Source organism: Flavobacterium rarum (SeqCode) (assembly GCF_965234445.1).
In the GTDB taxonomy this organism is placed as follows: domain Bacteria; phylum Bacteroidota; class Bacteroidia; order Flavobacteriales; family Flavobacteriaceae; genus Flavobacterium; species Flavobacterium rarum.
This window is the reverse complement of record NZ_OZ248479.1, coordinates 1-26,538: the sequence shown is the minus strand read 5'-3', so window position 1 is coordinate 26,538 and position 26,538 is coordinate 1. Positions and strand designations below refer to the sequence as shown.

At 33.3% G+C, this 26,538-nt stretch carries 19 protein-coding genes; 8 read left to right on the top strand and 11 right to left on the bottom strand.

All coding sequences use genetic code 11. The features are described from left to right. Window positions 1-434: 434 nt before the first annotated feature. Entirely contained in the window at window positions 435-1,802 is a 1,368-nt protein-coding gene (locus tag AC8GF4_RS00095) for a RagB/SusD family nutrient uptake outer membrane protein (protein WP_506591545.1), read from the bottom strand. 11 nt (window positions 1,803-1,813) lie between these two features. After that, complete coding sequence (locus AC8GF4_RS00090) at window positions 1,814-4,801, bottom strand: SusC/RagA family TonB-linked outer membrane protein (protein ID WP_506591543.1); 2,988 nt, start codon at window positions 4,799-4,801, stop codon at window positions 1,814-1,816. Between the two features lie 478 nt (window positions 4,802-5,279). On the opposite strand from AC8GF4_RS00090, the gene cobA reads away from it, so the two are divergent. Both cobA and AC8GF4_RS00080 read left to right on the top strand, forming a co-directional pair. Next, window positions 5,280-6,113: a uroporphyrinogen-III C-methyltransferase gene (cobA, locus tag AC8GF4_RS00085; RefSeq protein WP_506591541.1), complete on the top strand. Its 834-nt coding sequence runs from the start codon at window positions 5,280-5,282 to the stop codon at window positions 6,111-6,113. A gap of 355 nt (window positions 6,114-6,468) precedes the next feature. Next, on the top strand, window positions 6,469-7,779 hold the full coding sequence (locus AC8GF4_RS00080) for a M28 family metallopeptidase (RefSeq protein WP_506591539.1): 1,311 nt from the start codon (window positions 6,469-6,471) through the stop codon (window positions 7,777-7,779). A gap of 98 nt (window positions 7,780-7,877) precedes the next feature. Here the strand turns inward: AC8GF4_RS00080 and AC8GF4_RS00075 are convergent, their stop codons facing one another. The 6 genes from AC8GF4_RS00075 to AC8GF4_RS00050 form a co-directional block, all read right to left on the bottom strand. Next, a complete protein-coding gene (locus tag AC8GF4_RS00075) occupies window positions 7,878-8,378 on the bottom strand; it encodes a cupin domain-containing protein (protein WP_506591537.1) in 501 nt (166 codons plus the stop codon). Window positions 8,379-8,454: 76 nt separating this feature from the next. Next, window positions 8,455-9,291: a helix-turn-helix domain-containing protein gene (locus tag AC8GF4_RS00070; RefSeq protein WP_506591535.1), complete on the bottom strand. Its 837-nt coding sequence runs from the start codon at window positions 9,289-9,291 to the stop codon at window positions 8,455-8,457. A gap of 85 nt (window positions 9,292-9,376) precedes the next feature. Then, window positions 9,377-10,309 carry a polysaccharide deacetylase family protein gene (locus AC8GF4_RS00065; protein WP_506591533.1) on the bottom strand — a complete coding sequence of 311 codons (933 nt, stop codon included), beginning with the start codon at window positions 10,307-10,309 and terminating at the stop codon, window positions 9,377-9,379. Window positions 10,310-10,543: 234 nt separating this feature from the next. Then, window positions 10,544-11,200 (bottom strand): EndoU domain-containing protein, encoded by a 657-nt coding sequence (locus tag AC8GF4_RS00060; protein WP_506591531.1) that lies wholly within the window; start codon window positions 11,198-11,200, stop codon window positions 10,544-10,546. A 378-nt stretch (window positions 11,201-11,578) separates the two neighbouring features. Then, entirely contained in the window at window positions 11,579-13,006 is a 1,428-nt protein-coding gene (locus tag AC8GF4_RS00055; RefSeq protein ID WP_506591529.1) for a rubredoxin, read from the bottom strand. A gap of 148 nt (window positions 13,007-13,154) precedes the next feature. Continuing rightward, window positions 13,155-16,670, bottom strand: a complete 3,516-nt coding sequence (locus tag AC8GF4_RS00050; protein ID WP_506591527.1) for a molybdopterin-dependent oxidoreductase — start codon at window positions 16,668-16,670, stop codon at window positions 13,155-13,157. Between the two features lie 409 nt (window positions 16,671-17,079). On the opposite strand from AC8GF4_RS00050, the gene AC8GF4_RS00045 reads away from it, so the two are divergent. The 6 genes from AC8GF4_RS00045 (at window position 17,080) to AC8GF4_RS00020 (ending at window position 23,016) form a co-directional block, all read left to right on the top strand. Beyond that, window positions 17,080-17,508 (top strand): DUF2721 domain-containing protein, encoded by a 429-nt coding sequence (locus AC8GF4_RS00045; RefSeq protein ID WP_506591525.1) that lies wholly within the window; start codon window positions 17,080-17,082, stop codon window positions 17,506-17,508. Window positions 17,509-17,677: 169 nt separating this feature from the next. Continuing rightward, entirely contained in the window at window positions 17,678-18,580 is a 903-nt protein-coding gene (locus AC8GF4_RS00040) for an EamA family transporter (RefSeq protein ID WP_506591523.1), read from the top strand. A 141-nt stretch (window positions 18,581-18,721) separates the two neighbouring features. Continuing rightward, window positions 18,722-19,429, top strand: coding sequence for an aquaporin Z (gene aqpZ / locus AC8GF4_RS00035; RefSeq protein ID WP_506591521.1), 708 nt, complete (start codon window positions 18,722-18,724; stop codon window positions 19,427-19,429). 399 nt (window positions 19,430-19,828) lie between these two features. Beyond that, window positions 19,829-20,107 carry a DUF2805 domain-containing protein gene (locus AC8GF4_RS00030; RefSeq protein ID WP_506591519.1) on the top strand — a complete coding sequence of 93 codons (279 nt, stop codon included), beginning with the start codon at window positions 19,829-19,831 and terminating at the stop codon, window positions 20,105-20,107. 130 nt (window positions 20,108-20,237) lie between these two features. Next, on the top strand, window positions 20,238-22,100 hold the full coding sequence (locus AC8GF4_RS00025; RefSeq protein ID WP_506591517.1) for a M61 family metallopeptidase: 1,863 nt from the start codon (window positions 20,238-20,240) through the stop codon (window positions 22,098-22,100). 199 nt (window positions 22,101-22,299) lie between these two features. Next, the gene (locus tag AC8GF4_RS00020) at window positions 22,300-23,016 is read left to right on the top strand and encodes a DUF4369 domain-containing protein (RefSeq protein WP_506591515.1); all 717 of its coding nucleotides are present in this window, start codon (window positions 22,300-22,302) and stop codon (window positions 23,014-23,016) included. A gap of 410 nt (window positions 23,017-23,426) precedes the next feature. Here the strand turns inward: AC8GF4_RS00020 and AC8GF4_RS00015 are convergent, their stop codons facing one another. From AC8GF4_RS00015 to AC8GF4_RS00005, 3 genes are all read right to left on the bottom strand, one after another. After that, window positions 23,427-24,905, bottom strand: coding sequence for an MFS transporter (locus tag AC8GF4_RS00015; protein ID WP_506591513.1), 1,479 nt, complete (start codon window positions 24,903-24,905; stop codon window positions 23,427-23,429). Between the two features lie 565 nt (window positions 24,906-25,470). Beyond that, the gene (locus AC8GF4_RS00010) at window positions 25,471-26,130 is read right to left on the bottom strand and encodes a response regulator (RefSeq protein ID WP_506591511.1); all 660 of its coding nucleotides are present in this window, start codon (window positions 26,128-26,130) and stop codon (window positions 25,471-25,473) included. A 208-nt stretch (window positions 26,131-26,338) separates the two neighbouring features. Beyond that, window positions 26,339-26,538, bottom strand: a 200-nt coding sequence (locus AC8GF4_RS00005; RefSeq protein WP_506591509.1) for a transposase, incomplete at its 5' end; no start/stop codon positions are given.

Genomic DNA, 26,538 nt, shown 5'->3' with positions numbered 1-26,538 from the left:
TTTTATTGCTTAAAAAGGAGTGGATTTTGATGCTTAGGTTCATTTCTTTTTAATAGGCTAAAACATTTCAGCTACAACTAATACCATACATATTTATTAAATAGTCCAATGGCAAGGGGTGTAATATTGATATAGTATGAAAACGGTCCTTTTTTTGGGACTACATTGACCCGAACGATAGCGAACAGGCGAAGCAATACATAATCGGTATTACATGAACATATAATGTGATTCCTCCTTCGTCGCAATGACAAAAGCCAATCATTAAGAAAACGGCATAGGATAATTATTAGTTATTGTAATCTTTAATATATTTAGTTTCTCAATCAAATCTTTTGAATTTTGGTTCATCTTTGATTTTTTGGTTTAGAAAAGAACAAAAAAAAACCATCCGATGAGGCGGATGGTTTAATTGAATCTAGAATACAAAGTTCTTAATATCCTGGATTTTGAGTTATTTTCTTATTATTGTCGGTTTCTCTTAAAGGAATTGGGAATACCAATTTATCAGAATCCCAAGGAAGAGAAGAAGTTACAGAACCTTTGGTTCTTTTGATATCATGAATAGCAAAACCTTCCATTGCCAACTCTAAAAATCGCTCGTTCAAAATTTGATTTAAAGTTAGAGAAGTAAAATTAGTAGCTTTAGCACGAGTCCTCAATGTATTGATATCATCTAATGGAGTAGCTCCTATTAATGAATTAAGTCTCAAGTTACATTCGGCACGTATCAAAAGCATTTCGGCTAAACGTATAAAAGCAACATCTGCGAACTGATTGGTGTATTTTAATGTTAATATTTTGGAACTACCTACATAATTGAAATTTCTTCTTTCATCATTTGGATCTGTAAATCTATTCAAATATGGTGTTCTAATAGCAATATCTCCTCCACGACCACCTACGCTTTTACCACCATAATGAGTTAAGAGTTCATTACTTCCTGTTTGAGATGTAATTTGGATTGCAAAAATATCTTCAACTTGATTAGAGTCGTGATTAAAAGCGTCTTTATAGGTAGCAGATAATTTTGCACCGCTGTTTGCAATTACATCTTGTGCTGCGTTTAAAGCCGCTGGGTAATTTTGCTGTTGTAAATAAACGCGAGCTAATAGGGCTTTTGCGGCATATTTGTTGGCATAAAAACCATTGTCAGCAGGTAAATCAGTATAAGCTTGTTCTAAACCATTGATCACTAATTGATACACTTCATCGACAGAGCTTCTTTCTTGTGCTAGGTCAGTGTTAGTATAATCATAAAAAGCTTTAGGTCTAATTACAACTCCCAATTGGCTGTTAGCACTAAGTGTAGCGTCATATGGCTTTGCAAAGAAACGAACTAAATCAAAATAAGCCAAAGATTGTAGAAATTTCGCTTCTGCAATCATTACCTTCGCTTTATTGGGATCTTGAACTAAACCTATGTTTTCAATTACTACATTAGTAGCATTAATAATTTCATAGTTGGATGCCCAAATATCTCGTACCTTCGTATTATCTACTAATATGCTCTTTCTATATATTTGTGTATATGTATTAAAAGTCCCCCCCCATCTAAACTCTGTAGTAGTAGTAGATGCTGTTTGTGCAAGTAAATCAGCTGAAATTTGCGTGCTCCCTCCATATGCATCTGTGTCGGCAAGTATAGCATAAGTCCCTGTTAATACGTCAGTAATTCCTTTCTCAGTAGTTAAGGTTGTACTACCATCCTCGTTTTGTTTAGGATCTAACTCTAATTGGCTGTCACAGCTTATAATAAATGCTGCGAATATTGTAAATAATATGAATTTAATTGTTTTCATTTGATTTTTTTTTAGAAATTAAGATTTACACCTAATGCAACTGTTTTTGCTGGTGGAGCCGAATAAAACTCTTCACCGATACCCGCATCGTCTCTTCTAGCTTCAGGGTCAAAACCATCATAATCTGTAAAAGTAAGTAGGTTTACACCTGATATATAAAAACGTACATTGCTCATACCCATTGAATTCAGGGTTGTTTTCGGTAATGAATAACCAAAAGTTAAGTTTCTTAAACGAATAAAATCTGCTTTTTGTAAGAAACGAGTAGACTCTCCAGCTCCGTTATTTATACCTAATCTAGCTTGAGGTACATTAGTAATGTCCCCAGGTTTTTGCCAACGATTCATTTGATCAAGCGTTTGATTGTCGAAATCAAAAGCATTTACTGACATAAATCTTCCTGCCGAGTTATAAATGCTAGCTCCCCATTCGCCTTGGAAAGTAAAAGAGAAATCGAATCCATTAAAGTTCATAGTGTTGGTTAAACCAGCCATCAATTCAGGAAAAGGATTTGATGTTACAATTCGCTGTGCTGCGGCATAACTATTTGTGGTGGTTTTATCCAATGTACCATCTGCTTTTATAGTATTTAAATAATATAATGCATCTCCATTAGTTGAATCAACACCTGCGTATTCTTTCAAGTAAAATGCAGAAGCATTTTCACCCACTCTATTGATCGTAAAAGCACCTATAAGGTCTGTATTGTTGTTTGGCAATTCTTTTACTATAGTTTCATTGGTAATAATGTTGAAATTAGTTGTCCATTTCAATTTACCATTATCAATATTTACGGTGTTAAATGTAAACTCCAAACCACTACTTTCTAATACACCGACGTTTTTATTAATATTTGAAGTTCCAGAACTTAAAGCCAGCGGCACGCTAAATAATAACCCGTCCGTAGTTTTCTTGTAATAGTCAAAATCTAAACTAAATCTGTTTAAGAAACCAACTTCGAATCCTAAATCAACTTGAGAAGATTTTTCCCAAGTAAGATTTGGGTTTCCTGCTTGCGTAAAGCTAAGTCCTGTTTTTAAATTATATGAGTTTGGACCGTAAAGCTGACGAGAAGCAAAATTTCCAATTTCAGCATTTCCTAATTGTCCCCAGCTCCCTTTTAATTTCAAGAATGAAAGGATATTGTTTTCTTTCAAAAATGACTCTTCTGACATAATCCATCCTGCAGAGAATGATGGGAATGTACCGAATCTGTTGTTTTCACCAAAACGAGATGAACCATCACGACGGATACTTGCCTTTAATAGGTATTTGTTCTCATACGAGTATGAAACCCTTCCAAATAAAGAAGAAAAAGCATAATCAGTTTCGCTTCCAGAACCATCATTTACTTCAGCACCACCATCAACAGTTTGAAAGTTGTCATTTGGGAAATATAAACTATTTGCATCTTGATATCTTCGGTTGAATTCATTAAACTCCATACCTGCAACAGCATTGATGGTATGTTTTTCAGCAAATGTTTTGTCATATGTAAAATAGTTTGACCAAATATAGGTTTCATTATTTACAGAAGAGGCAAATACCTCTCCATTTGTAGCCATATTCGGGTAATTTGCGCCGTTCCAACTATCTTCAGTCTGTGATAATAAATCATAAGCAAAATCAGTGGTAAATTTCAAGGAAGGAATAATTTTGTATTCTCCAAATACTTTTCCAGTTACTCTTCTCATGATTGTTTTCCAGAAAGAGTTGTCAAGTGCCAAAATAAAGTTGTCATACAAAGTTTCTGGATTGCCTGTTCCATCAGCCAAGCGAATTGGGGATAAAGGAGATTGGGCAACCGCTTGTAGAGGTGTAACAAATGATCTGTCATCTTGAACTCTTTGAATTTCAGATCTTGAAAAACCGATGTTCATCCCTAAATTCAATTTGTCTGTAACTTGGTGTGATAGATTCGTTCTTGCAGTAACTCTTTGCAATTCATTGCTTGTTATTATACCTACAGTCTTATTATATGCACCTGCAAAGAAATATTTTGTTTTATCGTCTGCACCTGAAACTGAAAAATCAGCATCTGTTGTTAAACCATTTTGGAAAGCTTCATCTTGCCAGTCAGAATCTACTTCGCCATTTCTCCAATCAGTACCTTGAGCTAAGTAGTCAAACGTATCTTCTGCTTCTTGAGCATCTCCATTAGAATTTATTGAGGCTTCTGTAAAAAGTTCAACATATTGTGCGGAATTTAACCATTCTCTTTTATTTGTAGGCGAGCTAACCCCTTGAGAAAAGTTAAGTGCGAAAGCTCCTTTACCTAATTTTCCTTTTTTGGTAGTAATAATCACAACTCCGTTTGCACCACGAGCGCCATAAATTGCAGCTGAAGAAGCATCTTTCAATACGTCAATAGATTCTATTTCATTAGGGCTTAATGTCACTAAAGGATTTGTAGGAGCTCCGTTACTAGACTCGTTGGTAGTTACCAATGGAATGCCGTCTAATACATATAACGGTTCTTTTCCAGCACTAATACTTGCTGCTCCGCGAACTCTTACTTGCATGCCACCTTCAACTTTACCGTTGGTTTGGGTAATTTGAACACCAGCTAATTTACCAACTAAAGCATTTTGAACGGTAGCCACAGGAATTTGCTGAATGTCCTTGGAGGTTACTTTTGCAACGGCATCAGTAGATCTTTTTTTACTAGTTGTACCATAACCAATAACAAGTACCGTTTCTAACTCATTGGTAGCGTTTGCCATTTTCACATTTACAGTAGAACTAGCAGCTACTTCAGTGGTTCTCATTCCGATAAAAGTTACTATTAAATTGTCCCCTTTTTTGGCATCAATGCTAAATTCACCGTCAAAACCAGTTTCTACACTCGATTTTGTTCCTTTTATTAAAACGTTTGCTCCAGGAATTGGCATTCCTGCTTGGTCTGTAACTTTCCCAGTTACTTTAATTTCCTGAGCACTGGCTATTTGCACAAAAAGCACAAATAGTAGCCCAAAAAAATACTTGAAATTAATTTTCATGTTTAGATTTTTTATGATTAGTTGGGTCAAATATCATAATATATTGTTAAACAAAAAATTTTATTTTAATAAAAAAGCTTTTTTGGCTTCATTATTATTGAAAATTTATTTTAAACGATATATAATTATGTTATTTTAACTAAATTATTAAAAAAAATAAAAAATATATAAGTTTGAAAGTGGATTTGTATTTAATGAAAAGTTAAATATGACTATATTTTTTCTTTAAATAATTGAATTTTACTTAAATGAACTATAATTAAAGTTAAATTAAGTGATTGATTAGCTGTTTAAGTTCTAGATTTTTGTTTTTTATTATTTATTTAAGATAAGTTTTAACTTTGAGAAAAATAATCTGAAGAGTTTGTTTTACAGTATTGTGTTTTATAATTATACAATAAAAAAGATTGTAAATTGTAAATAATACTTATATTTGCAATAAGTATATTTACTTAGTTTTAATCTCAATTCAGTAACTATGAAACAAATAAACAAACCAAAATTAACAATAGTAGGAGCTGGTCCTGGTGACGTTGAGTTAATTACATTAAAAGCAATAAAAGCGCTTGAAAGTGCCGATGTCGTTTTGTATGATGCTTTGGTTAACGAAGATTTGCTAAAGTATTCAAAACAGGCTGAAGTGATTTTTGTTGGTAAACGTTTTGGTTGCCACGCTTACAGTCAAGATCAAATTAATGATCTAATTGTATCGATGGCTCAAAAGTATGGACATGTAGTTCGTTTAAAAGGCGGTGACCCATTTGTGTTTGGAAGAGGTAGTGAAGAAATTGATTTTGTACAACAGTTTGGTATTGAAACCGCAATTGTACCAGGAATTTCATCTGCATTGGGAGTACCAGCATCCAACGGAATAAGTTTAACACAACGCAAAATTGCAGAAAGTTTTTGGGTAATCACAGGAACGACTTCCGATCATAAATTGTCCAAGGATGTTACTTTGGCTTCACAATCATCAGCGACTGTTGTGATTTTGATGGGTATGAATAAATTGGATGAAATTGTTACCTTATATCAAAAGAATAGAACAGATGATTTGCCTATTGCTATTATTCAAAATGGTACAAAGAACACAGAGAAAAAAGCAATAGGAACTATAAGTACTATAAAACAATTGGTGAAAGACAATCAGTTGGCTTCGCCTGCTATCATTATTATAGGTGAAGTTGTCAATAATGCATCAAAACTTACTTCTTATATGAATACTAAATTGTCCAATGATTGTCTGTTGGATGATGAGTTCGTATTGCAAAATCTGGATAGTTTTGATTTTACGGTTGTAAAAAGAAAATAAGAAATTTAGAAACAGTGAAAATTGGTTGGTTGTTTTAATTGTCGTTGCTGAAATTAAAGTTATATTTAAACTGTAGGTAACTATTCAGCTTACAGGAAATTTGTATAGGATTTTAAATAAAAGCAGACACAAATTGCATAAATTTACACGAAAAAACATCTGTTTTAATTTCACAAATTAGTGATGTTGATAAAACTAGTGAAATATTATTTTCTAATTGAATCCAATTTGTGCTGATTCGTGAAATTTGTGTCAAAATTTTGTTAGGCTGAATAGTTACAACTGTAGCTTTGTATGTAACAAAATGATTGTAATTTTGTCTTACAACTTAAATCGTTTTTAATATAATGTAAATATGAAAAAAAACACACTAATTTTTCTTACTCTTATTCTAACAGTTCACTTTACTGTTGTAGCGCAGTCTATTGATAAACTGATTACTCCCAAAGAAGTAACTCGCGTCGAAACCGTACTTGCCGCCGATAATATGCAAGGCCGAAGAACCTTTACACCTGGAATTGACAAAGCTTCAGCCTTTATCGAGTCGGAATTTAAAGCAATTGGATTGCAACCTTTTAATGGTGCAACCAATTTTCGACAAGAGTTTTTTATGACGGATTCAAAAGCTGTTTCTTCAAAAATTACAATTAATGGTGAGGAAATATTTAATAATCAAGTTGTAACTTTCTCTTATCAACCCGAAGTTTCGTTGACCGAAAAGAGCGATATTTCTGTTGTCAATATCAATAAAGGGGACAATATTGGTCAAAAATTTAATGAATATTACAACAGTACCAAAAGTCTATTGGTTTTAGTAGATGATTCATTTAAAAATGTTTTGCCCAACTTACAACAGATTGATAGAATAACGGCAAATCCTGGAGAAAATACTATTTTGTTTGTATTTGGAGTTTCGGATGCTACTACTTTTACCATAGATCTTACCAATACCATCTCCAAAAAGCCGTTGAATAATGTAGTTGGTGTTTTGCAAGGGAAAAGTAAACCGAATGAATATGTAATTTTTTCTGGACATTATGATCATTTGGGAATAGGTTCTCCTCAAGAAGGGATGCCACACAATGCAACTGATTCAATATATAATGGCGCCAATGATGATGCCGCAGGAACTACAGCTGTAATTATGCTGGCGAAGTATTTTAAAAAGAGAAATAACAACGAAAGAACTATAATTTTCACAACATTCGTTGCTGAAGAATTAGGAGGTTATGGTGCTAAACATTTCTCAAAACAATTGGCTCCTGAGCAAGTTATTGCTATGTTTAATCTAGAAATGATTGGTACAGAATCCAAATGGGGGAGGAATTCAGCCTATATTACGGGTTTTGAAAAAACAAATATGGGGGCCATTTTACAGAAAAATCTAGAAGGCTCTGTTTTTAAATTTTATCCGGATCCGTATCCAGAACAAGAATTGTTTTACAGATCGGATAATGCGACTCTTGCCAAATTGGGTGTTCCTGCTCATACAATTTCGACTTCAAAAATGGATAGTGAACCCAATTATCACAATGCCAGTGACGAAGTTGGCACTCTTGATATAAACAATATGACTGAGATTATTAAAGCAATAGCTATAAGTTCGTCCAGTATTATAAGCGGAAAAGATACGCCTTCAAGAGTTGATACTGCTCAATTGAGGTAAATTTCTATTGTTGTTTTAAAAGCTACTAAACCCTATACAAATGATTTTTCTGTTCATTTGTATAGGGTTTTAAGTTTTAGTCTACTTTTTGTTACTTTTCAATACTCTAATGGTGGCCCAACAACAATCATTTCATGGGCTTCAAATATTTGTGCACCCTCTTCAGGAGTTGGAGGGCTCGATAGATTGCCAATAGTTCTAAAAAAGTCTTCCATTTTACCTGCTGGATTAAAAAAGAAGAGCATTTTGCCTTTGTCGGTAAGTTGTGTAAACGTATGTGGAATTTGTCTTGGTAAAAAAATAGTGTCGCCTTGCTTTAGCTTGAATTTGTCGTTGTCAATTTGAAAAAGATAGTCTCCCTCTAGAATATAAAACACTTCGTCTTGATAGGGATGTACGTGCAATGGTGGGCCTCCTTTTTCATTGTCTTGGTATTCAAACATACTAAGATTTCCACTAGTGTCTTTTGATGAAATTTTAATATCATTTGGATTTAGACCTCCAATTTTGGTAGTTTCAGAAAATCGACTTTCATTTGTTTTTACTACAAAACTTTTTGTTAGGTCAATTTTCGCTGGGTTATTAATTACATTTTGCATCTTAAAAGTTGTTTAAGTTTTTGATATACAAAATTGTAATAATTATTAAAATTGGTATTGGTAAAAAAACGACATTCTAATAAGTGTCCGCTTCACCAAATTCTCGCTCTGGTGAATGTAGATCCAATAAATGAAATTCAATGGGGGTTTGTTGGGTAAATGATTTGTAATCTTTGACCAAATGCTGGTAATCATAATAACCACATTGAATGGCAATACTCAGCCAGTCCAAATTGGGGTTTGCATTTTTCATCCGAAAGGCATTTTCAAAGCGAATTACTTTGTTGTAATATTTAGGAGAAACTCCCATTCTTTCTTGGAATTTACGTTCCAATTGCCGAATGCTCAAACAGGATTCTTTGGCAAACCAGTCTAAGGAAATGTTTTCTTTATTTGATAACAAAATATCGCAAATAGAATCGATTTTGTGTTTCTCTATTTTGATTTTCGAAAATTGATTTTTTAAAAAATCTTCGACTACAGCAATCATTTTTGGAAAGTCTTCAGTATAAAAAAGTTTCTCGTTTACCTCTTGAATCAAATTTTTTGAAAAAATCATTTCGGCATCAAGGAAACTATTGGTCAATTCAAAGGATGGTATACCAGTCAAACGATATAATGCTCCTGGTCGAAAAACAATCTGAAAAACCAAAAAGTCTTTGCCAATAAATCGATGTGTTACTTCCCTTTGTTGTCCAAAAAGAACAGCGGAAAGATTGGATATTTTGTTGGTACATTGTGTATAATCAACCGTTTCGGTGTCTCTGGGGTAAAAACTAAGGCAATGTTCTGGTTTTGGGGCATAAGGTTTGAACGGTAAAGATGTATTAGAATCAAAGACACAGCGAATCACTCTGTAAACCCTTACAAATTCTTGTAAATAGGGACTGGGATGAAATTCATTTAATACCATATTTTAAAAGCTTAAAACTATCTAATAAACTGATAATCAAATATAAAATTAAGGTATTTTGTTGATTTGCAGCGAAATGCTGTTTTTAATTTGAAATAATTAACATTTTCCCCGGAAGCACCGAATATGTTTTTCCTTCTTTTTTGAAATATATGGTTAACGAACTGGCATTGAAAATCTTATTTTTATCGACAGAAATTTTTAAATTATTAAAGGCATTGATGTAATCAACGATGTCAATTTGTTTGGCATAATATATGTTAGGATTGTTGGCTAGCATCTTGAAAAATTTTTCTGTTTCAATCCATTTGGATTCATCAGATCCCATTTCATAACTATGTCCCCAAATATCCATTAAAGCCAAATCTTTGGTTTGAATAAAGGTGTTTATGGTTTGATAAAAAAGGTCCAATTCTTTTTTATCATTTTCGGGTTTATTCGGTTCATAATAGGCTTTGGAAAATTGATGCATCGTAGGCCGCCATTGCAGGAAATTTTCAGGAATATTGAAAGTATAAGAATCATAAACCGTTCTTGCATATTCAATGCCTAATCCTTTGATGGTTTCAACTATAAAGTCGTTGTAATTACCAAAGGGATACGCCATTCCTCTTACGGGATAGTTGACGAGTCGTTCTAATTCTTTGCGATCTTCGGCAATTTCGTAAACAATATCAATTTTGGATAAGGTGTTTAAAAACGGATGATTTGCCGAATGAACCGAAACTTCATGTCCTGTAAAAAGCTCTTTTATCTCTGTTTTGTTGAGGTAATTTGGAAGTCCCAGTTTGTTTGAATTGAGATGAAAAGTTCCTATTAGTTTGTATTGTTTCATTAGTTTTACCAATCGTCTGTCTTCGGAGCGACCGTCGTCATAACTTAAAATCAGTGCTTTGAATTTGCCTTCCGGAAAAAGCATTTCGATAGGAATTCCGATTTTGGTTATTTCAGGATTGGTTTGCGCATGTGCTGTACAAAGGAAGATAAAAAGAGTAAATGTTAGAATTGTTGTTTTCATGTTTTGTAAATAAAAATAGTAAACTTGCTATCAGTTTTTTATTGAAAAGGGGTGATTTGTAATTATTTTAAGTTTTGGGACTACTTATGTTTTACACTAATGTAAGTCCTGTTTTCGGATTTGTCACCCGAGCGTTATCGAACAGGCGAAACAAATCATTAAAAATACAAAACCATCTTTCCATTAAGGCAAATACCCAAATCCGTTGTAGTAAGCTGTAAGCAGAAGTGATGATTATAGTATTGGATACGCAGTTTTTACTTTTTCTGCTACAATTATAAATATTGTTTCAATTCCACTATATGTTTTACCACGATACCTATTTAGGCTTCCTTCTTCTTTTATTCTGTTTTTTAAAGCAAAATCAAGTTCAATTGACAGTTGTTGAATTGACCATGAAATAGGAAATAATGTTGTAGGGTCATTTCGGGCAATCCAGTTTTCATTTTCATCAAACCTTGCCTCAATTCTTGCTAATAAAACTCCATTATTATTTTTGTCTAAAACTTCTATTATTTTGATAAATTTCTTATCGTAAAAATGTACTCCGGAAACTCCATTTGATTTTTCATCACCACGAACTACATGCTGCCATATTTCTATAATTTTTGGATCTAAATTGGTGTCCTTTGGAATTAATAAATAATTTTCGATTTTACTAATATATTTTTCTTGTACTATATTATGCGCACGTTTTGGATTACTTTTTTTAAGTTTGGCGAAGATTTCTGATTGTTGCTCCAACATCTTAAGATTAAAGTATGGACCTTCTCCATATGCAAATTCAATTATTGGATGTGTAGTAGGAACTGCAAAAATACGTTCTCCAACAGTTAAATCTCCTTTAGCTGTTGATATAGCATCTGGAAGAATGTAATAGCAATAATCCATAAGATGTCTTTTTTAGGCAGGGCATTACCGCCAAATAGTAAATAAATCGGATATATTTCAAATTTTTATAATTGCTAATTTACTCAATACTACTTGTTAATTTAGTATAAAAGATTATTATTTTTAGCTAGTCTATTTGTGTTTTGAGGAGTGAATTTTTTAAGCTTTTGTTTTAATGAATTTGAAATTACTAATGAAATATGTTCTTATGTATCGTGAAGCCCGCGAGATGGGTAGGAGTAAGCTACCGAAGTAGCACGGATGACCCGACAGCATAAAGGAAATGGGCCGACTCACCGCAACGATAAGTAGGCCCATTTTCTTTATGGTGGCTCGCCCAAAAGATCTTTGGTGAACCGATGATTCAAAAACAATTAATTAAACCGTTGCTTCTACCAATGCTATGAAACTGCTTTTGGATGCTTCGCAGAGTGAACAACAATACTCTTCTGGAAGGTCTTTGAAAAAGGTTCCTTTTTGGATGCCTTGAAGAACATCGCCATAGTCTGAATTGTAAATCGTTAAGCATTCTTGACATTGATGAATGTCTTGCGCTTTGGTTTCTTTTTTTGAGGTAATGTTTTCGAACTCGAGTACGCTATTTCCAAGTTCTTCGAAATACTTTTTACTCAATTCGATCAGGATATTGGGCAATTCCAACTTGTCTACATCTTGTGCGTGTACAATGTATTCCTTGGTGTTGGGGTCGAAATTTTTGGCGTACAAAACGTTGAAAGTATCTCTTATTTTGATGGATTCAAGGTCTTTTGGAGATTCGTTTTTTTCGATAACAACCGAGGTAAAATAATGTCCCTCTCGATTGTAATCGGATAACCCGAAAGTAAGTCCGTACGTACTGATGTCGAATTGGTCAAGCGTTCTTACAAGGAAGGTTTTGAGATTCAAAGCCCATTCCATCGCCACAGGCAAGTGCCAGTTGAGCTCCAATAAGGAGTGTCTAACGTTGATTCCTTTTTTGCCGAGGAATTTTTCCCAATCGAGTTTGCGTTCTTTGGGAATTCCTTTGATGATGAAGGATTTCCAAGGCGTGATGCATATTTTTCCGATTTTGCAATCAAAGCACAGATCGCACATTTCTTTTAAAAATTGTAAATCGTATAAATTATTTCTCCAATACAAACCGAGCCAATATTGATCGATTCCGAGTCGGTTCATTCCTTCGTAATACGGGAAGGGGTAGAAAGGGATGTTTAAAGGCTGATCGATGGTCCTATTATTAGTGTCCAAATCGCTTATGAGTTGGAAAATCATTTCGGTAGAATCGGGCTCTTCCTGAAGTATTTTTTCGATTTCGTAATACACTTTGCCAATATCCCAGCTGTAGATTAACACAGGGAAAAGTTCCATTTTGTCCCACTTTGGCAAGCGCACATACAAGAACCAATAATCTTCGTGGTGCGATGCGATAAAGTTAATGTGTCCTGTGAATAGGGGAACGAGTTGTTGTTTGGGGTCAGTAATATTGACCTTTAATTGAGGCTGTTCCTTGAATTGTTCCAGTATATAAAGGAATTTGTTTCCGGTAAGCCATGGGGTATTCCTGAAAATGTCGGTTGAAACATAGGAGGAAACGATGTTGTTACCACTCATTTCGTTGGGTAATACAAAATGATGCTTCCCGATTTTTTCGAGAGTGTTGTTTTTGAACCCTTTTGGGAATATAATGTCTTGTCTTGAACCAAAAGAAATGGCATCAAGACCTTGCTCGAGTCCCATATTTACAATTTCTCGCAATTCTCCTGGAGATAGTACTCCACCTTTTACTATGAGTCTTGTTAATTCCATGTTTTTTAGTTTTATTGTTGGTTGTTTAAAGGTTTAAAATTGTTTAAAATGTTTAATCGTTTGAAATTGTTCAAGGTTTGTTGTTTTGATGTTTATTTTTATCAAGATGAGACTATTAAACAATTTTAAACTTTAAACAATTTAAACCCTACTTCACCTTTGCCAATAGCTCCTTCACTTCGGTTTTGCAACTGCCGCAACCAAGTCCTGCTCCAGTGGTTTTGCACAATTCGGTAAAATTGGTCACACCGCTTTTGATACATTCTTCGATATTGCCGCTTCCAACTTGACTACAAGAACAAACGAGTTTTCCTAGTACTGGTTTGGCTTCAGAACCACTTCCTCGAAGCAAAGTGTTTCTTTTGTCGGCCAATTCGATTTTACTTTCAATCATTGTTTTGAATTCAGCAAACTCGTTTTTGTCTCCCATAAGGATAGCGCCAATTAGCAAATCGTTCTTAACAATACACTTTTTGTAATAGCGTTTTCCTAAATCGGCAAAAACAATTTCTTCGTAGGAATCGTCATTTTCGGGAACTTCAATTTCTCCAATTGAACAGAGATTGATGTCTTCTAGTTTTAAGATATTCATCAACACCGAACCTTTGTAGAAGCTACTAATGTCACCTGCTATAAAGTTAGCCAAAACATCAGCTTGTTCTTCGGCGGCAGAGGTGATTCCGAATAGCATATTATTAAATTCGGCAATCTCACCTATTGCAAAAACAGCTGGATTAGAGGTTTGTAAATATTGATTTACTTTTACGCCGCGTCCACAAGCCAGCCCCGTTTCTTTCGCCAGTTCAATGTTTGGAATGGTCCCAATGGTGTACACAATTGCATTGGCTGTTATAATTCGACCACTTTTTAGTGCGATTTCAATTTCGTTTGCATTTTCGGTTTCAAATACGGTACTGACTTCGTTGTCAAAATAAATTTGTATGTCTCTTTGTTGTACTTCTTCGGCCAATAATTTACTGGAGATGCGATCCAATTGGCGCTCCATCAAACGAGAAGCTCGTTGTACAATTGTAATTTTTACTTTTTTGTGTTTAAGTGCAGCTGCCAACTCCAATCCTAATAATCCTCCCCCTACAATTACTACATGTTGCTCTTCGGCTGGTAAATTGGTTTCTTCTAAGTAGTGCTTGAGCCTATCAGCATCTTCTTTTTTGCGAATAGTAAATCGACCTGGAAGATGTAATTGTGCATTTTCGGGTATAAATGGACGACTTCCTGTTGCCATAATCAACATATCAAATTGATGGGTGTTTCCAAGACTATCCGTTATTGTTTTACTATTTGCATTCACATTTTCTATCGCTACACCCGATTTCATTGTAATATTCAATTGACTTAAAGCTTCGTCTTTTATTTTTAAAAGGTTTTCCCAAGACAGTTCAGCAGTTACATATTCCGGCAATAATACGCGATTGTAAAAAGGGTTTTCTTCGTTGGAGAATACTATGATTTCATCAGTAGTATTGATTTCTCTATAATTTTGTATAAATCGGAAAGCAGCAGCTCCAGCACCAACGACAGCTATCTTTTGAAATGGTTTTACATATTTCTCAATAGCAACCGTGGTGTATTTAAAATCGGGCTCTTTGGATATAGGATCGACAATGGTGTTGGTTAAGTTGTTGGTTCTGTTCAAATCATTGTCCAATTGTTTCCCCCAGTGCATTGGTAAAAATAGAACACCTTCTTTGATGGTATCTGTCACTTTGGCTTTGACACGAACTTCACCATTTTGACTAGAAACCACAACTATATTTCCGTTTTTAATGGTTGCTTTGTAAGCGTCTATTGGGTTGATTTCGAGAACTGGGCTAGGAGTGTGGGTCATTAATCGGGATACTTTTCCCGTTTTAGTCATGGTGTGCCATTGATCACGAATGCGTCCCGTTGTTAATATAAATGGATATTCTTCAGATGGCAATTCAGAAGTATTTTCGATACTAGTTGGAATATTGAAAATCGCTTTTTGAGATGGTGTAAAGAATTTTTTATCCGAGAATAATCGGGGAGTACCAGGATGTCCATAATCTGGAACTGGCCATTGAAAAGTACCCTCGTTTTTAAGTCTTGTATAATTTAAATACGAAATATCAATATTGGTACCTTTTGTCATCAGACAATATTCTTTGTAAACGGCTTCGGTGTTATTAAAATTAAAACCGGAGAATTTCATTTTTTTTGCAAAACGCAACAAGATTTCTACATCAGACAAAGCTTCACCCGGTGCATTTATCCCTTTTGGCAAGTAAGAAATACGTCGTTCTGAGTTGGTCATTGTTCCTTCTTTTTCCAACCAACCAGCAGCAGGTAAAAGCAAATCGGCAAACTTAGCTGTATCTGCATTGTGGGAGATGTCCTGAACGACTACAAATTTTGCGTTTTGTAATGCTTTCTCCACTCTTCGAGCATCTGGTAAACTCACTAAAGGATTGGTGCAAATGATCCAAATGGCTTTCATTTTACCCGATTCCAATGCGTCAAACATTTCGGTAGCGGTCAATCCCGGTTTTTCTGAAATGGATTCGACTCCCCAAAAATCGGCCACCTCTTTGCGGTGTTCTGGATTGTTTAATTCTTTGTGAACGGCTAGTAAATTCGCCATTCCACCTACTTCTCGTCCTCCCATAGCATTGGGTTGTCCGGTAAGCGAAAAAGGTCCTGCACCGGGTTTTCCTACTTGTCCTGTGACCAATGAAAGGTTCAATAAAGCGGTGTTTTTGTCTACACCAATAGCGCTTTGGTTCAATCCCATCGCCCACATTGATATAAATCCTTTTGCTTTTCCGATAATGTCAGCAGCCAAATGAATGTCTGTTACCGAAACACCACATAATTTGGATGCTTTTTCGAAAGAACTGTTACAAACCATTTCTTTATAAAGGTTATAGTTTTCGGTATGATTTTTCACAAAATCGGAATCTACATATCCTTTTTCGATCAAGCGTTTTCCAATGGCGTGATACAAGACGATGTCTGTTCCAGGAAGTATTTGTAAGTGCAAATCGGCTACCATAGCAGAGTCGGTTCGTCTCGGGTCAACAACTATGATTTTTGTTTTTGGATTTTTCTCTTTGTGTTGTTCAATTCGTCTGAATAGTATGGGGTGACAAAATGCAGGATTGGCTCCTGTTATCAAGAAAGTATCGGCAAGTTCGATATCGGCATAAGCAACAGGAACCGAGTCTTCACCAAAGGTTTTTTTGTATCCAGCAACTGCCGAGCTCATGCAAAGTCTGGAATTGGTGTCTATGTTATTGGTTTTTAAAAAACCTTTTACTAGTTTGTTAACCAAGTAATATTCTTCAGTCAGACATTGTCCTGATATATAAAAACCAACACTGTCTGGTCCGTGTTTTTTTATAATAGAAGAAAAAACGGCTGCTGCACGATCCAAAGCAGCATCCCAACTTACTCTTTCTTTCGGATGCGATTTGCTCCAGCGCATTTCTGGATACAGTATTCTATCCGAAGTGTCATTGACAACATAATGCAGGTTCATCCCTTTAGAACAAAGCATTCCTTTGTTTACAGGGTGGTCTTTGTCACCTGTAACCGTCACTCCATTTTTAGAATCATTTTTTACAATAATTCCGCATCCTACTCCACAATAGGAACACGTAGTTTTGATTTCTGTATTTTGCATTATGATATATCTTTGTTTATAGCGTAGTCTTGTTGCTGTTTAATGTAAACTGTACGCAGACAAAAATAAGTAATAATTACGTATAAATACGTATAAAATTAATGTAATTTTTAAGTTTTGGGAATTTTTGATAAGAATGATAAAAAGGTGCTCTTATTTTTGGATTATTAGAAGTCAAGGGAGGTATTAATTGATGATGTTTGAAATTTTTATATTATTTAAAGTTTAAGTGATTAGTAAAAGGATAGTAAGAATAGTATAAAATGGTGTCTTATAGTTCAATCTGTAGTTAAAATCTATTATTATAGTTTAATAAAAACGATTGCTTTCTAGGGCCAAATAAAACCAGGCAACATTTCTTTAAAACGATTTAAAAAGCCGAACTTTGTGCGTAATAAAAACACTATAAATGACACTTCATATAGAAACTCCAGCTCTACTATTTTCGGCCACTTCATTGATACTCCTTGCTTATACAAATCGATTTTTGACGGTTGCAACAATTATTAGAGGTTTGAAAAAAGCCTATAAAGAAAAAGAAAATAGTATGATTCTGCTTGAAATTAAAAATCTAAATCTCAGACTTACTTTAATTCGTTACATGCAAATGGCAGGTGTTATGAGCTTATTCTTGTCGGTATTTACAATGTTAGTTTTGTTTTTGGATCACCAACTAATTGGAATTTATTTGTTTGCAGCTAGCTTGTTATCATTATTAACCTCTTTGGCTCTGTGCTTTTGGGAAATTAATATTTCTGTAGATGCTTTACGTTTGCATTTAAGTGATTTGACACACAAAGAACTCGAAAAAGAGCATCACCCTACTATTGTGGAATAAATGGACTAATAAAGAGTGTGTTCTTTTATTTAGAACAAAAATTAAATTTTGATCCAAGTAAAATTGACATTAAAATAATCCGTCACAAGGACTGTTTTAAAACTTATGAAACCCATAAGATTTCCATTATAAAATACTTTACCTTTGCCCGCTTTTAAAAAATTTAAAGATGATAAAGAATCCAGTGTTAAAAGGTACTTTTTTGGTTGCTCTTGGTGCCACAAGTTTTGGTATGCTCGCTACTTTTGTAAAAATGGCTTATAATGAAGGCTACACTACAGCCGAAGTAACAATTGCGCAATTTGTATTAGGAATTACAGGATTACTAATCGTAAATGCATTTCAAAAAGTAAAAAGCAAAGTTGAGGTTGTAAAACCAACATCTAAAGCTATTTTTCAATTAATGACAGCAGGAACATCACTTGGTTTAACGAGTGTTTTTTACTATATGGCTGTCAAATACATTCCCGTTTCTATTGCTATTGTTTTATTGATGCAAACAGTCTGGATTGGATTAATTCTGGAAATGATTTTAGAAAAAAAAATACCATCGAATCAAAAAATAATTGCCGCAGTTATAGTATTAATTGGTACTCTTTTGGCAACAAATATATTTAAAACTGAAATTCAATTCGATTGGCGCGGTATTGTTTTTGGAATGCTAGCAGCATCTTCTTTTACAACTACAATGTTTACAGCCAATAGAGTTGGTCTTGGAATTTCAAATGCACAACGAAGTTTGTACATGCTTTTGGGTGGAGCAGTAATTGTATTTGTTTTTGCTATTGCAACTCAAACTACTGCTTTCAATTTTGGGATATTCTTAAAATGGGGAATAGTTTTGGCTCTTTTCGGTACAATTATACCTCCAATGCTTATGAATGCTGGGTTTCCTCTTACCGGAATTGGATTAGGTAGTATTGTTTCAGCTTTGGAACTTCCTATTTCTGTACTAATGGCCTACTTTCTTTTAAATGAAGATGTGGTATTTGTACAATGGATGGGGATTTTTTTAATTTTATTAGCCATTGTTATTATGAATTTGAATTTCGATAAAAAGCAAATGCGTTGACAACCAGTATTAAAAAAATAAATTTGTAGTCAATATGTGTTAATTTTTTTATAAATTCGTAATAGATACCATTTCAGTAATTTTAAAAGGATTTGTATCGGTACAGTTTATTAATTAACTATTAATTTAATTTTTTTAATTATGAAAAAACTTTTTGCAGAATTTTTCGGAACTTATTGGTTGGTATTTGGAGGTTGTGGTAGTGCATTATTTGCAGCTGGGATACCCAATTTGGGAATTGGATTCATTGGTGTTTCATTGGCTTTTGGTTTGACTGTTTTGACAATGGCTTATGCGGTTGGACATATTTCGGGAGGTCATTTTAATCCCGCAGTTTCTTTTGGTTTATGGGCCGGTGGAAGATTTTCTGCCAAAGAATTGCTTCCATATATTGTTGCACAATGCATCGGTGCCGTAGCAGCTGCTGGAAGTTTGTTCACTATTGCTTCTGGAAAAGCAGGTTTTATGATCGATAATACCAAAGCGGGTGCTTTTGCATCCAACGGGTATGATGCTTTTTCACCAGATGGCTACTCAATGCAATCCGCTTTTATAGCCGAGTTTTTATTGACACTGTTTTTTCTTCTTATAATTCTTGGCGCAACTGATAAGTTTGCTAATGGAAAATTTGCTGGAATTGCTATAGGTCTTGGACTTACTCTTATTCATTTAATAAGTATTCCAATTACAAATACCTCTGTGAATCCTGCAAGATCATTGTCACAAGCGATTTTTGTTGGAGGTGAACCATTATCTCAACTTTGGTTGTTTTGGGTAGCACCAATTTTAGGGGCTATTGTAGCAGGATTTATTTATAAAAATTTGTTGCAAGATCATTCTGAAGCGTAATATTTATAAAGTTAACTATAATGAAGAGAAAAACTGAGGCAAAATCTTTGTTTTTCTCTTTATTTTTTTTTGATAGTTTAGCCTAATAATTGTATGTGTTTTTTAAACTATAGAAATGGAAAATCTCAACTATTTTTTTTAATTGACTACTATTTTCTTTAATTTATTGAGTTTTATACTAATTGAAATTAGATATAAAGTGTCGTTTAATTCCTTCAATTAGTGCGTTATAATTCAGTGTGTTATTTTTAAAAAGGATAGTGCAAAATAATAGATTTGAAAAAAATAAAATTTTTTCAAATTAAAATGAAAAGTAATAATTTTTTTTATTAATATTGGTATAAGATTTAAAAACAAATTTATTAATCATTAACACAAAATTGAATTAATTTTCACCTGATGAAAAAGAGCAACCGCATAGAATTAAACTGGGAACAAACAGAAAAACTTGTTACATTGGCCCAAGAAGAAAGAAATCCATTTGAGATTATCAAGAAAGAATTTGGATTAGCTGAAAAAGAGGTTCTGGAAATTATGAAGAAGAAAATGCCCGCAGAAAAATTTGAAATGTGGAAAAAGAAAGCTATCGCAAGTAAACCTAAACCTAAACCTTTAAAAATCGATGAATTTGACGAAGATTTAGATGGTAAATATTATATCAAAAACAAATTAGATTAATTTATAAACTCCTGTAAAATAGGAGTTTTTTTATGCTTGTTTGTTATTTAAATTCGTATACAAATTCTTTTATCACTTTTTTGTAACATTTTTCTCTTTGGAAATACTAATTACCAAAACAAACAACAAAATGAAAAAAACACTATTGACTTTTGCTTTAACTTCCTTGATATGGGTGAGTAAAGCAAACACTATTGTACCATTTGATTCAAAAAAAGAAGAAATTGAGGTAAATATTAATCTTACAGATGTAAAAGACGATCAAGTTTTGGTTACTGTTAAAGCGCCAAAAATAAAAACTGCTACAATTACATATAGCCTTCCGAAAACAGTTCCAGGAACTTATTCTGTAGATGATTATGGTAAATATATTGCCGATTTTAAGGCTTTTGATGCTAAAGGAAATCTATTAACTGTTACTAAAACGGATGATAACACTTGGTCTATACAAAATGCAAAAGCATTGGTTAAAGTAACTTATTTAGTAAACGATACTTTTGATACCGAAAAAGGCAGAGGTTTTGGAAAAGATGATGTATTTTCTCCATCAGGAACCAATATTGATGCAGGAAAAAACTTTATGTTGAACCTACATGGATTTGTTGGTTATTTTCAAGACAAAAAAGAAATGCCGTATAAAGTAACCATTACACATCCTGAAACTCTTTGGGGAGCTACTTCAATGATTGATAGAGATGCGTCCAAAACTGTAGATCTTTTTGAGATGCCTCTTTACTCAGAATTGCTTGAGAATCCAATTATGTATTCAAAGTCTGATTATACTAGTTTTACTGTAGACGGAATGGATATTCAGATTGCAGTATACTCACCATCTGGTAAATTTACAGCAGAGAGCATAACTCCCGAAATGAAAACGATGATGACAGCTCAAAAAACATTTTTAGGAAAAGTAAATTCTACCAAAAAATATACAGTTATTCTGTATCTTTCTACAATGACTCCTACAGATGCAAAAGGTTTTGGAGCATTGGAACACCCAACTGCCACAACAGTTGTGATGCCAGAAATGATGCCTAAGGATGAATTAGTAAAACAAATGAAAGATGTGGTTTCTCACGAATTTTTTCATATTGTAACTCCATTAACAATTCACTCCAAAGAGATTCAGTTTTTTGATTATAATGCGCCAAAAATGTCACAACATTTATGGATGTATGAAGGGGTGACGGAGTATTTTGCCAATCTATTTCAAATCAATCAAGGGTTAATTCATGAAGACGAATTTTACACTCGAATAGCAGGAAAAATCGAACACGCAAATACAATGAATGACACTATGCCTTTTACAGTTATGAGTGCAAACGTGTTAACAGAACCTTATAAAGATCAATACTTAAATGTTTACGAAAAAGGAGCATTAATTGGGATGTGTTTGGATATTATAATAAGAGAGAAAAGCGAAGGAAAAAGAGGTATATTGGATTTAATGCATCAATTATCTAATGAATATGGAGTTTCAAAACCTTTTAATGATGCCGATTTATTTGCAAAAATAACTTCGTTGACGTACCCAGAAGTAGGAGATTTTTTGACTAAATATGTTTCTGGACCTACTCCAATTCCTTATTATGAGTATTTGGCTAAAGTTGGAGTTGCAAAATCAAGTATGAAAACACCAGAAGGAATATTCTTGAAAGGTCAAGTTCCTTACATTGGAGTAAATCAAGCAAACAAAGAAATTTTTGTTGATCCCAAAAAAGAATTAAATGTTTTCTATTCTACTTTGGATCTTAAAGGCGGTGATGTCATTCTTGCTATCAACGATATATCATATTCATTAGACAATATTTACGACATGATTACAGAAAGTATGAAATGGAAAGAGAATGATCCTATTACAATAAAAATAAAACGTGACGGAAAAGAGCAAGTGCTAAAAGGATTAGTGAAATTCCCATATATTGATACTGATGGACTAAAAGCTACCGATAGCTCTAAAGCATCATTAAAAGATGCTTGGTTGAAAGGATAGTCTTACTAACTATATTAGAAATCCCAAACTAGAAATAGATTGGGATTTTTTTTTGAAATTCGATGAGAATACAATGATTCATTCCAACAATTTTCTTTATTTTGCGCCAAAAATAAAAAAACATTGAAATTGTTTGGATCTAAAAAATGAATATATAGGTTGACAAAGTAATGTTATAAAAAAAACAAATTATCTACACATGAAAAATTCTATTATTGCTTTTGTTGGGCTTTTCCTTTTGGTTGCTTGTAACAAAAATGAATCAAAAACTAATTTGCATATTACTGGAAATATCAAAGGATTAAAAGAAGGAACTTTGTACATTCAAAGGTTTGCAGATTCTGCACTTGTTGCCATTGACAGTATCAAGATTGATGGGAAATCAACTTTTGAAACAAACATAGATTTAAAGTCCCCTGAAATGTTTTATTTATATATGGACAGAGGAGTAACGAATTCTCTTGACAACAACATTATGTTTTTTGCTGAGCCAGGCACCATTAATATTGAGACGAACTTGGATTCATTTATCACTAGTGCAAAAATAACAGGTTCAAAAAATCAAGAATTATTTGAAGAGTATAAAAAAATAAATTCTCGCTTCAATGATGAAAATCTAACTTTGATTGAACAAAAATTTAAAGCTATAAAAAGCAATAATTCCAAAGCAATAGACAGTATTGCTACTTTACAAGACAATAATGTTAAAAGAAAATATCTTTACGCAACCAATTTTGCAGTAAATAACAAAGATCATGAAGTTTCTCCTTATATTGCATTGGCTGAAATATATGACATCAACATCAAATATTTGGATACCATTCAAAAATCGATGACTCCAAAAGTTGCTAAATCTTTATATGGTGAGAAACTAACCAAATATGTAAATGCCATAAAAAAAAGTGGAGAAAAATAAAAATTTTTCAAATGTAATAAAACCGTCTAATAATCATAGACGGTTTTTTTATGTTCCTATTCCAATATTTTTGAGCCTTTTGTGCCATTTAATCTTTGATTTTACTGCAATAAAAACGCAACGTCTCTTCGAGTGATTTAGAAAAGTAATGCGATAGCTTTACTATTCAAAATTGTATCTAGAAGGCTACAAGGTGAGAGTTTTTGATACATTTCATTAAAAAAGCTATCGCATTTTTAATGAAATACTCGAACAGACGTAGAACTAGATTGTTTTATCAAGGTGAATTTAAAGTCTAAATAAGTATTATATTTTTATGATGTAATTATTTTAATCGACATAACGGATTAAAATAAAACTGTCCCCAAAAAAATCGGGAACAGTTTATTATAAATTAATGGAAATTAGCCTTATTTTCTATCCATTTCTTTAGATAAGTTAGGTTGTTTTTCGTTCATAATTTTGGTAACTGTTGAATGCATCCAGATTAAACAAGTGGCGGATAAGAGTAATATAAAGATCCAAGAACTTGACCAAACACCTGTGTTGGTTAATAAATATCCAAATATAATTGGTCCGAAAAAACCGCCTAGGCCTCCAATCATACCTACCATTCCACCTACAACTCCTACTTCGGTTGGGAAATATTCTGGAATGTGTTTGTAAACTGCTGCTTTACCAATTCCCCATGAAATTCCAATTAAAATTACCAATACTAAATATACCCACATGTTGGCGCTGAAATGAATGGCAGTAATTCCTTTTGCAAGTAGTTCTTTTTTCTTTACCTCTTGGTTTTGAGTTACTACAACTTCTTGCCAAGAATTACTTGTTGGGAATATTGTGTTTTCAATTGGTTTGTGTTTTTTTAAATTGATAGGAAATTCTTTTTCGCCCACTTTTACAAGTTCATTAGATACAGCTGTAATTGTACCCTTTTTGGTGGCCATTACACCAGGTCCAGCTGTTGTAATATCCATTTTTGGAATCATTAATAAAGCACTCAAAATCACTGAAGAACTTAATACCCAATACATTACTTTTCTAGCTCCAAATTTATCAGATAGATAACCACCAAAGGCGCGAATAACTCCTGAAGGTAAGCTAAACATTGTTGCAAACATTCCGCCCATAACCAAGCTTGTTTGATACACATTCATAAAGTTTGGAAGTAACCATTGAGAATAAGCAACAAAACAACCAAAAACTAAAAAGTAATACGCTCCAAAACGCCAAACTCTTACATTTTTTAAAGATTGTAACATTTGTGTAACTGTCTTTGTTTGGTTTTCCATTTTTTTGTTTTTAGCAAAAACCAAAAAGATTATACCAATTACAACTAATGCCGTTCCGTATATAATAGGAAGTAGTTTCCATCCGTTTTGAGGATCAGAAATAGAGAATTGATTGAGTAAGGATGGAGCAATAAAAGTAGTAATAGCAGCTCCAGCATTTCCCATACCAAAAATCCCTAATGCTCTTCCTTGCCATTCTTTTGGATACCAAATAGAAGTAAAACCAATACCAACAGCAAAACTGGTTCCAACCATACCAAAGAGAAAGCTTAAAAGTGCAAACATAAAAAAGCTATCCGCCAATTGTAATAGAAATAAAGGAATAGAGCAAAGGAGTAATAAGATTGAAAACACATATTTTCCTCCGTATTTATCTGTTAGAATACCAATTGGTAAACGCATTACCGATCCCGTTAAAATAGGGATTCCTAAAAGCCATCCTACTTGAACAACATCCCATTTGAAGATGCCATTGTCTACTAAAAAGGTTACTAGAACTCCATTAAGTGTCCAACAAGCAAAACATACGGTAAAAGCTAAAGTATTTAAAAATAAAATACGGTGTGATTGAGAAAGTGAGTTTGATTTTGACATAATACTTATATTTTTTTACAAAACTAAGTAGTAAATGTTGTCTAAAAGCTGCTAAAACGCAGTTTTTGAAAATAAATTAAGTATTTATACGTATATTATAAAAAACTTTTAAGTTTCTGAGGAGCTTAGTTTCTAAGTAATTAAATAGAAGTTATAGGTAACTAAATTTTGATTTAAATTTTAAGAAATCTTAACCCCGATAGCTCAATGCTATTAAGTGAAGAAAATAGTGCTGATTCTACTAGGATTGCCGAGTCACTTGTGTAATCTCTCCTCCTTCGAGATGACAAACTTACGCGATATTGAATATTTGAATATCTAAATCATCACTTTTTGTCATTCCGAGGTACGAGGAATCACATGATTAGAGAACTCTAGAAGCTATCAAGTACTGAAAAAACTAATTATGTTAAGCTTTTTTTTTCTAGCAAAGACACAAAGTTTAGAACCTATTTCTTTGCGTCTTCGCGTCTTTGCGAGAGATATATTTTGAAAAAGCGTAGTGAGAAATCTTTAACTTAATGACATTGCCCGATAGCTATAGATACTTAGTTACTTAGCATCTTTACAGAAGTGAATACTCCGTTGCTTTATTGGAAAGTTCCATTAAGTTTTTTACTTTCAATTTCTTCATTAGATTAAAACGATGTACTTCAGCAGTTCTTTTGCTGATGTCTAACGCTTCTGCAATCTCTTTGTTTCCCTTGCCAGATAATAGAAGTTTAAGAATTTCTTTTTCTCGTTTGGTTATTAAAAGTTCCTCGTCCAAAGTTTGTTTGGTTTCTAAGGATTGTTTTGTATTGGTTAATTGTTCAATCAAAATAGAAGAAATATCACCACTAAAATATTTTCCGCCATTGGATACGGTATGCAATGCTTTTAAAAATTCTTCTTTGCTAGAACCTTTTAGTAGGTATCCGTCTGCACCAGCTTTGATGGATTTTAATACGTACTCTTCGGATTCATGCATGGATAGCATTACAATTTTTACTTGATTGTTTTTGCTACGTAGTTGTTCAACGACTTCAATTCCGGTAAGATTAGGCATTCTAATGTCGAGAATTAATAAGTCGGGCTGAAGTTGGTCTATTGCGGTTAGTGCTTCAAGACCATCAGTAGCTTCGCCTACGACAGTTATGTTTGCTTCGTTTTCTAATAATGATTTTATGCCATCCCTCACAAATACATGATCATCTGCTAGAACTACTCGAATTGTATTATTCATAATATACGTATTGTTCAATGCTACTTTTTACGTAGATTCATCTAATTTAGATGCTAAGATACGTAATTTTCAATTTCTATCCCAATTTCAATGTCAAAAATCAAATTCTTAAATAATTAAAATAATGTAAGCTCCTTTGTTTTAGTTTGTTGTTTTGAATAGCTAAGTCGCGAGAAGGATAAAAGGGGTCACATAAATTTTATGGGGATTAAGCAAAAAGTTTTTCCATTCTAAAGAGAAAGAATTTCACATCTACTACGCCTCTTTGATTTGCTCTAAAGAGTTTTATTTTGGAATTAAATGATTCTGCATTTGCATTAGTATGTCTGTTTTTAAAGAAGTTTAAAATGGTTTCTAAATGATAGTTCAAACTATTTGCAGCGGTATTAAAAACAGTTATTTTGAGTT

Coding starts and splice junctions, on each gene's coding strand:
- AC8GF4_RS00025 (WP_506591517.1), top strand. CDS start 20,238: ATGAAAAAAACACTATTGACTTTTGCTTTAACTTCCTTGATATGGGTG.
- AC8GF4_RS00050 (WP_506591527.1), bottom strand. CDS start 16,670: ATGCAAAATACAGAAATCAAAACTACGTGTTCCTATTGTGGAGTAGGA.
- AC8GF4_RS00095 (WP_506591545.1), bottom strand. CDS start 1,802: ATGAAAACAATTAAATTCATATTATTTACAATATTCGCAGCATTTATT.
- AC8GF4_RS00080 (WP_506591539.1), top strand. CDS start 6,469: ATGAAAAAAAACACACTAATTTTTCTTACTCTTATTCTAACAGTTCAC.
- AC8GF4_RS00075 (WP_506591537.1), bottom strand. CDS start 8,378: ATGCAAAATGTAATTAATAACCCAGCGAAAATTGACCTAACAAAAAGT.
- AC8GF4_RS00040 (WP_506591523.1), top strand. CDS start 17,678: ATGATAAAGAATCCAGTGTTAAAAGGTACTTTTTTGGTTGCTCTTGGT.
- AC8GF4_RS00070 (WP_506591535.1), bottom strand. CDS start 9,291: ATGGTATTAAATGAATTTCATCCCAGTCCCTATTTACAAGAATTTGTA.
- AC8GF4_RS00045 (WP_506591525.1), top strand. CDS start 17,080: ATGACACTTCATATAGAAACTCCAGCTCTACTATTTTCGGCCACTTCA.
- AC8GF4_RS00090 (WP_506591543.1), bottom strand. CDS start 4,801: ATGAAAATTAATTTCAAGTATTTTTTTGGGCTACTATTTGTGCTTTTT.
- AC8GF4_RS00020 (WP_506591515.1), top strand. CDS start 22,300: ATGAAAAATTCTATTATTGCTTTTGTTGGGCTTTTCCTTTTGGTTGCT.
- cobA (WP_506591541.1), top strand. CDS start 5,280: ATGAAACAAATAAACAAACCAAAATTAACAATAGTAGGAGCTGGTCCT.
- AC8GF4_RS00030 (WP_506591519.1), top strand. CDS start 19,829: ATGAAAAAGAGCAACCGCATAGAATTAAACTGGGAACAAACAGAAAAA.
- AC8GF4_RS00010 (WP_506591511.1), bottom strand. CDS start 26,130: ATGAATAATACAATTCGAGTAGTTCTAGCAGATGATCATGTATTTGTG.
- AC8GF4_RS00060 (WP_506591531.1), bottom strand. CDS start 11,200: ATGGATTATTGCTATTACATTCTTCCAGATGCTATATCAACAGCTAAA.
- AC8GF4_RS00015 (WP_506591513.1), bottom strand. CDS start 24,905: ATGTCAAAATCAAACTCACTTTCTCAATCACACCGTATTTTATTTTTA.
- aqpZ (WP_506591521.1), top strand. CDS start 18,722: ATGAAAAAACTTTTTGCAGAATTTTTCGGAACTTATTGGTTGGTATTT.
- AC8GF4_RS00055 (WP_506591529.1), bottom strand. CDS start 13,006: ATGGAATTAACAAGACTCATAGTAAAAGGTGGAGTACTATCTCCAGGA.
- AC8GF4_RS00065 (WP_506591533.1), bottom strand. CDS start 10,309: ATGAAAACAACAATTCTAACATTTACTCTTTTTATCTTCCTTTGTACA.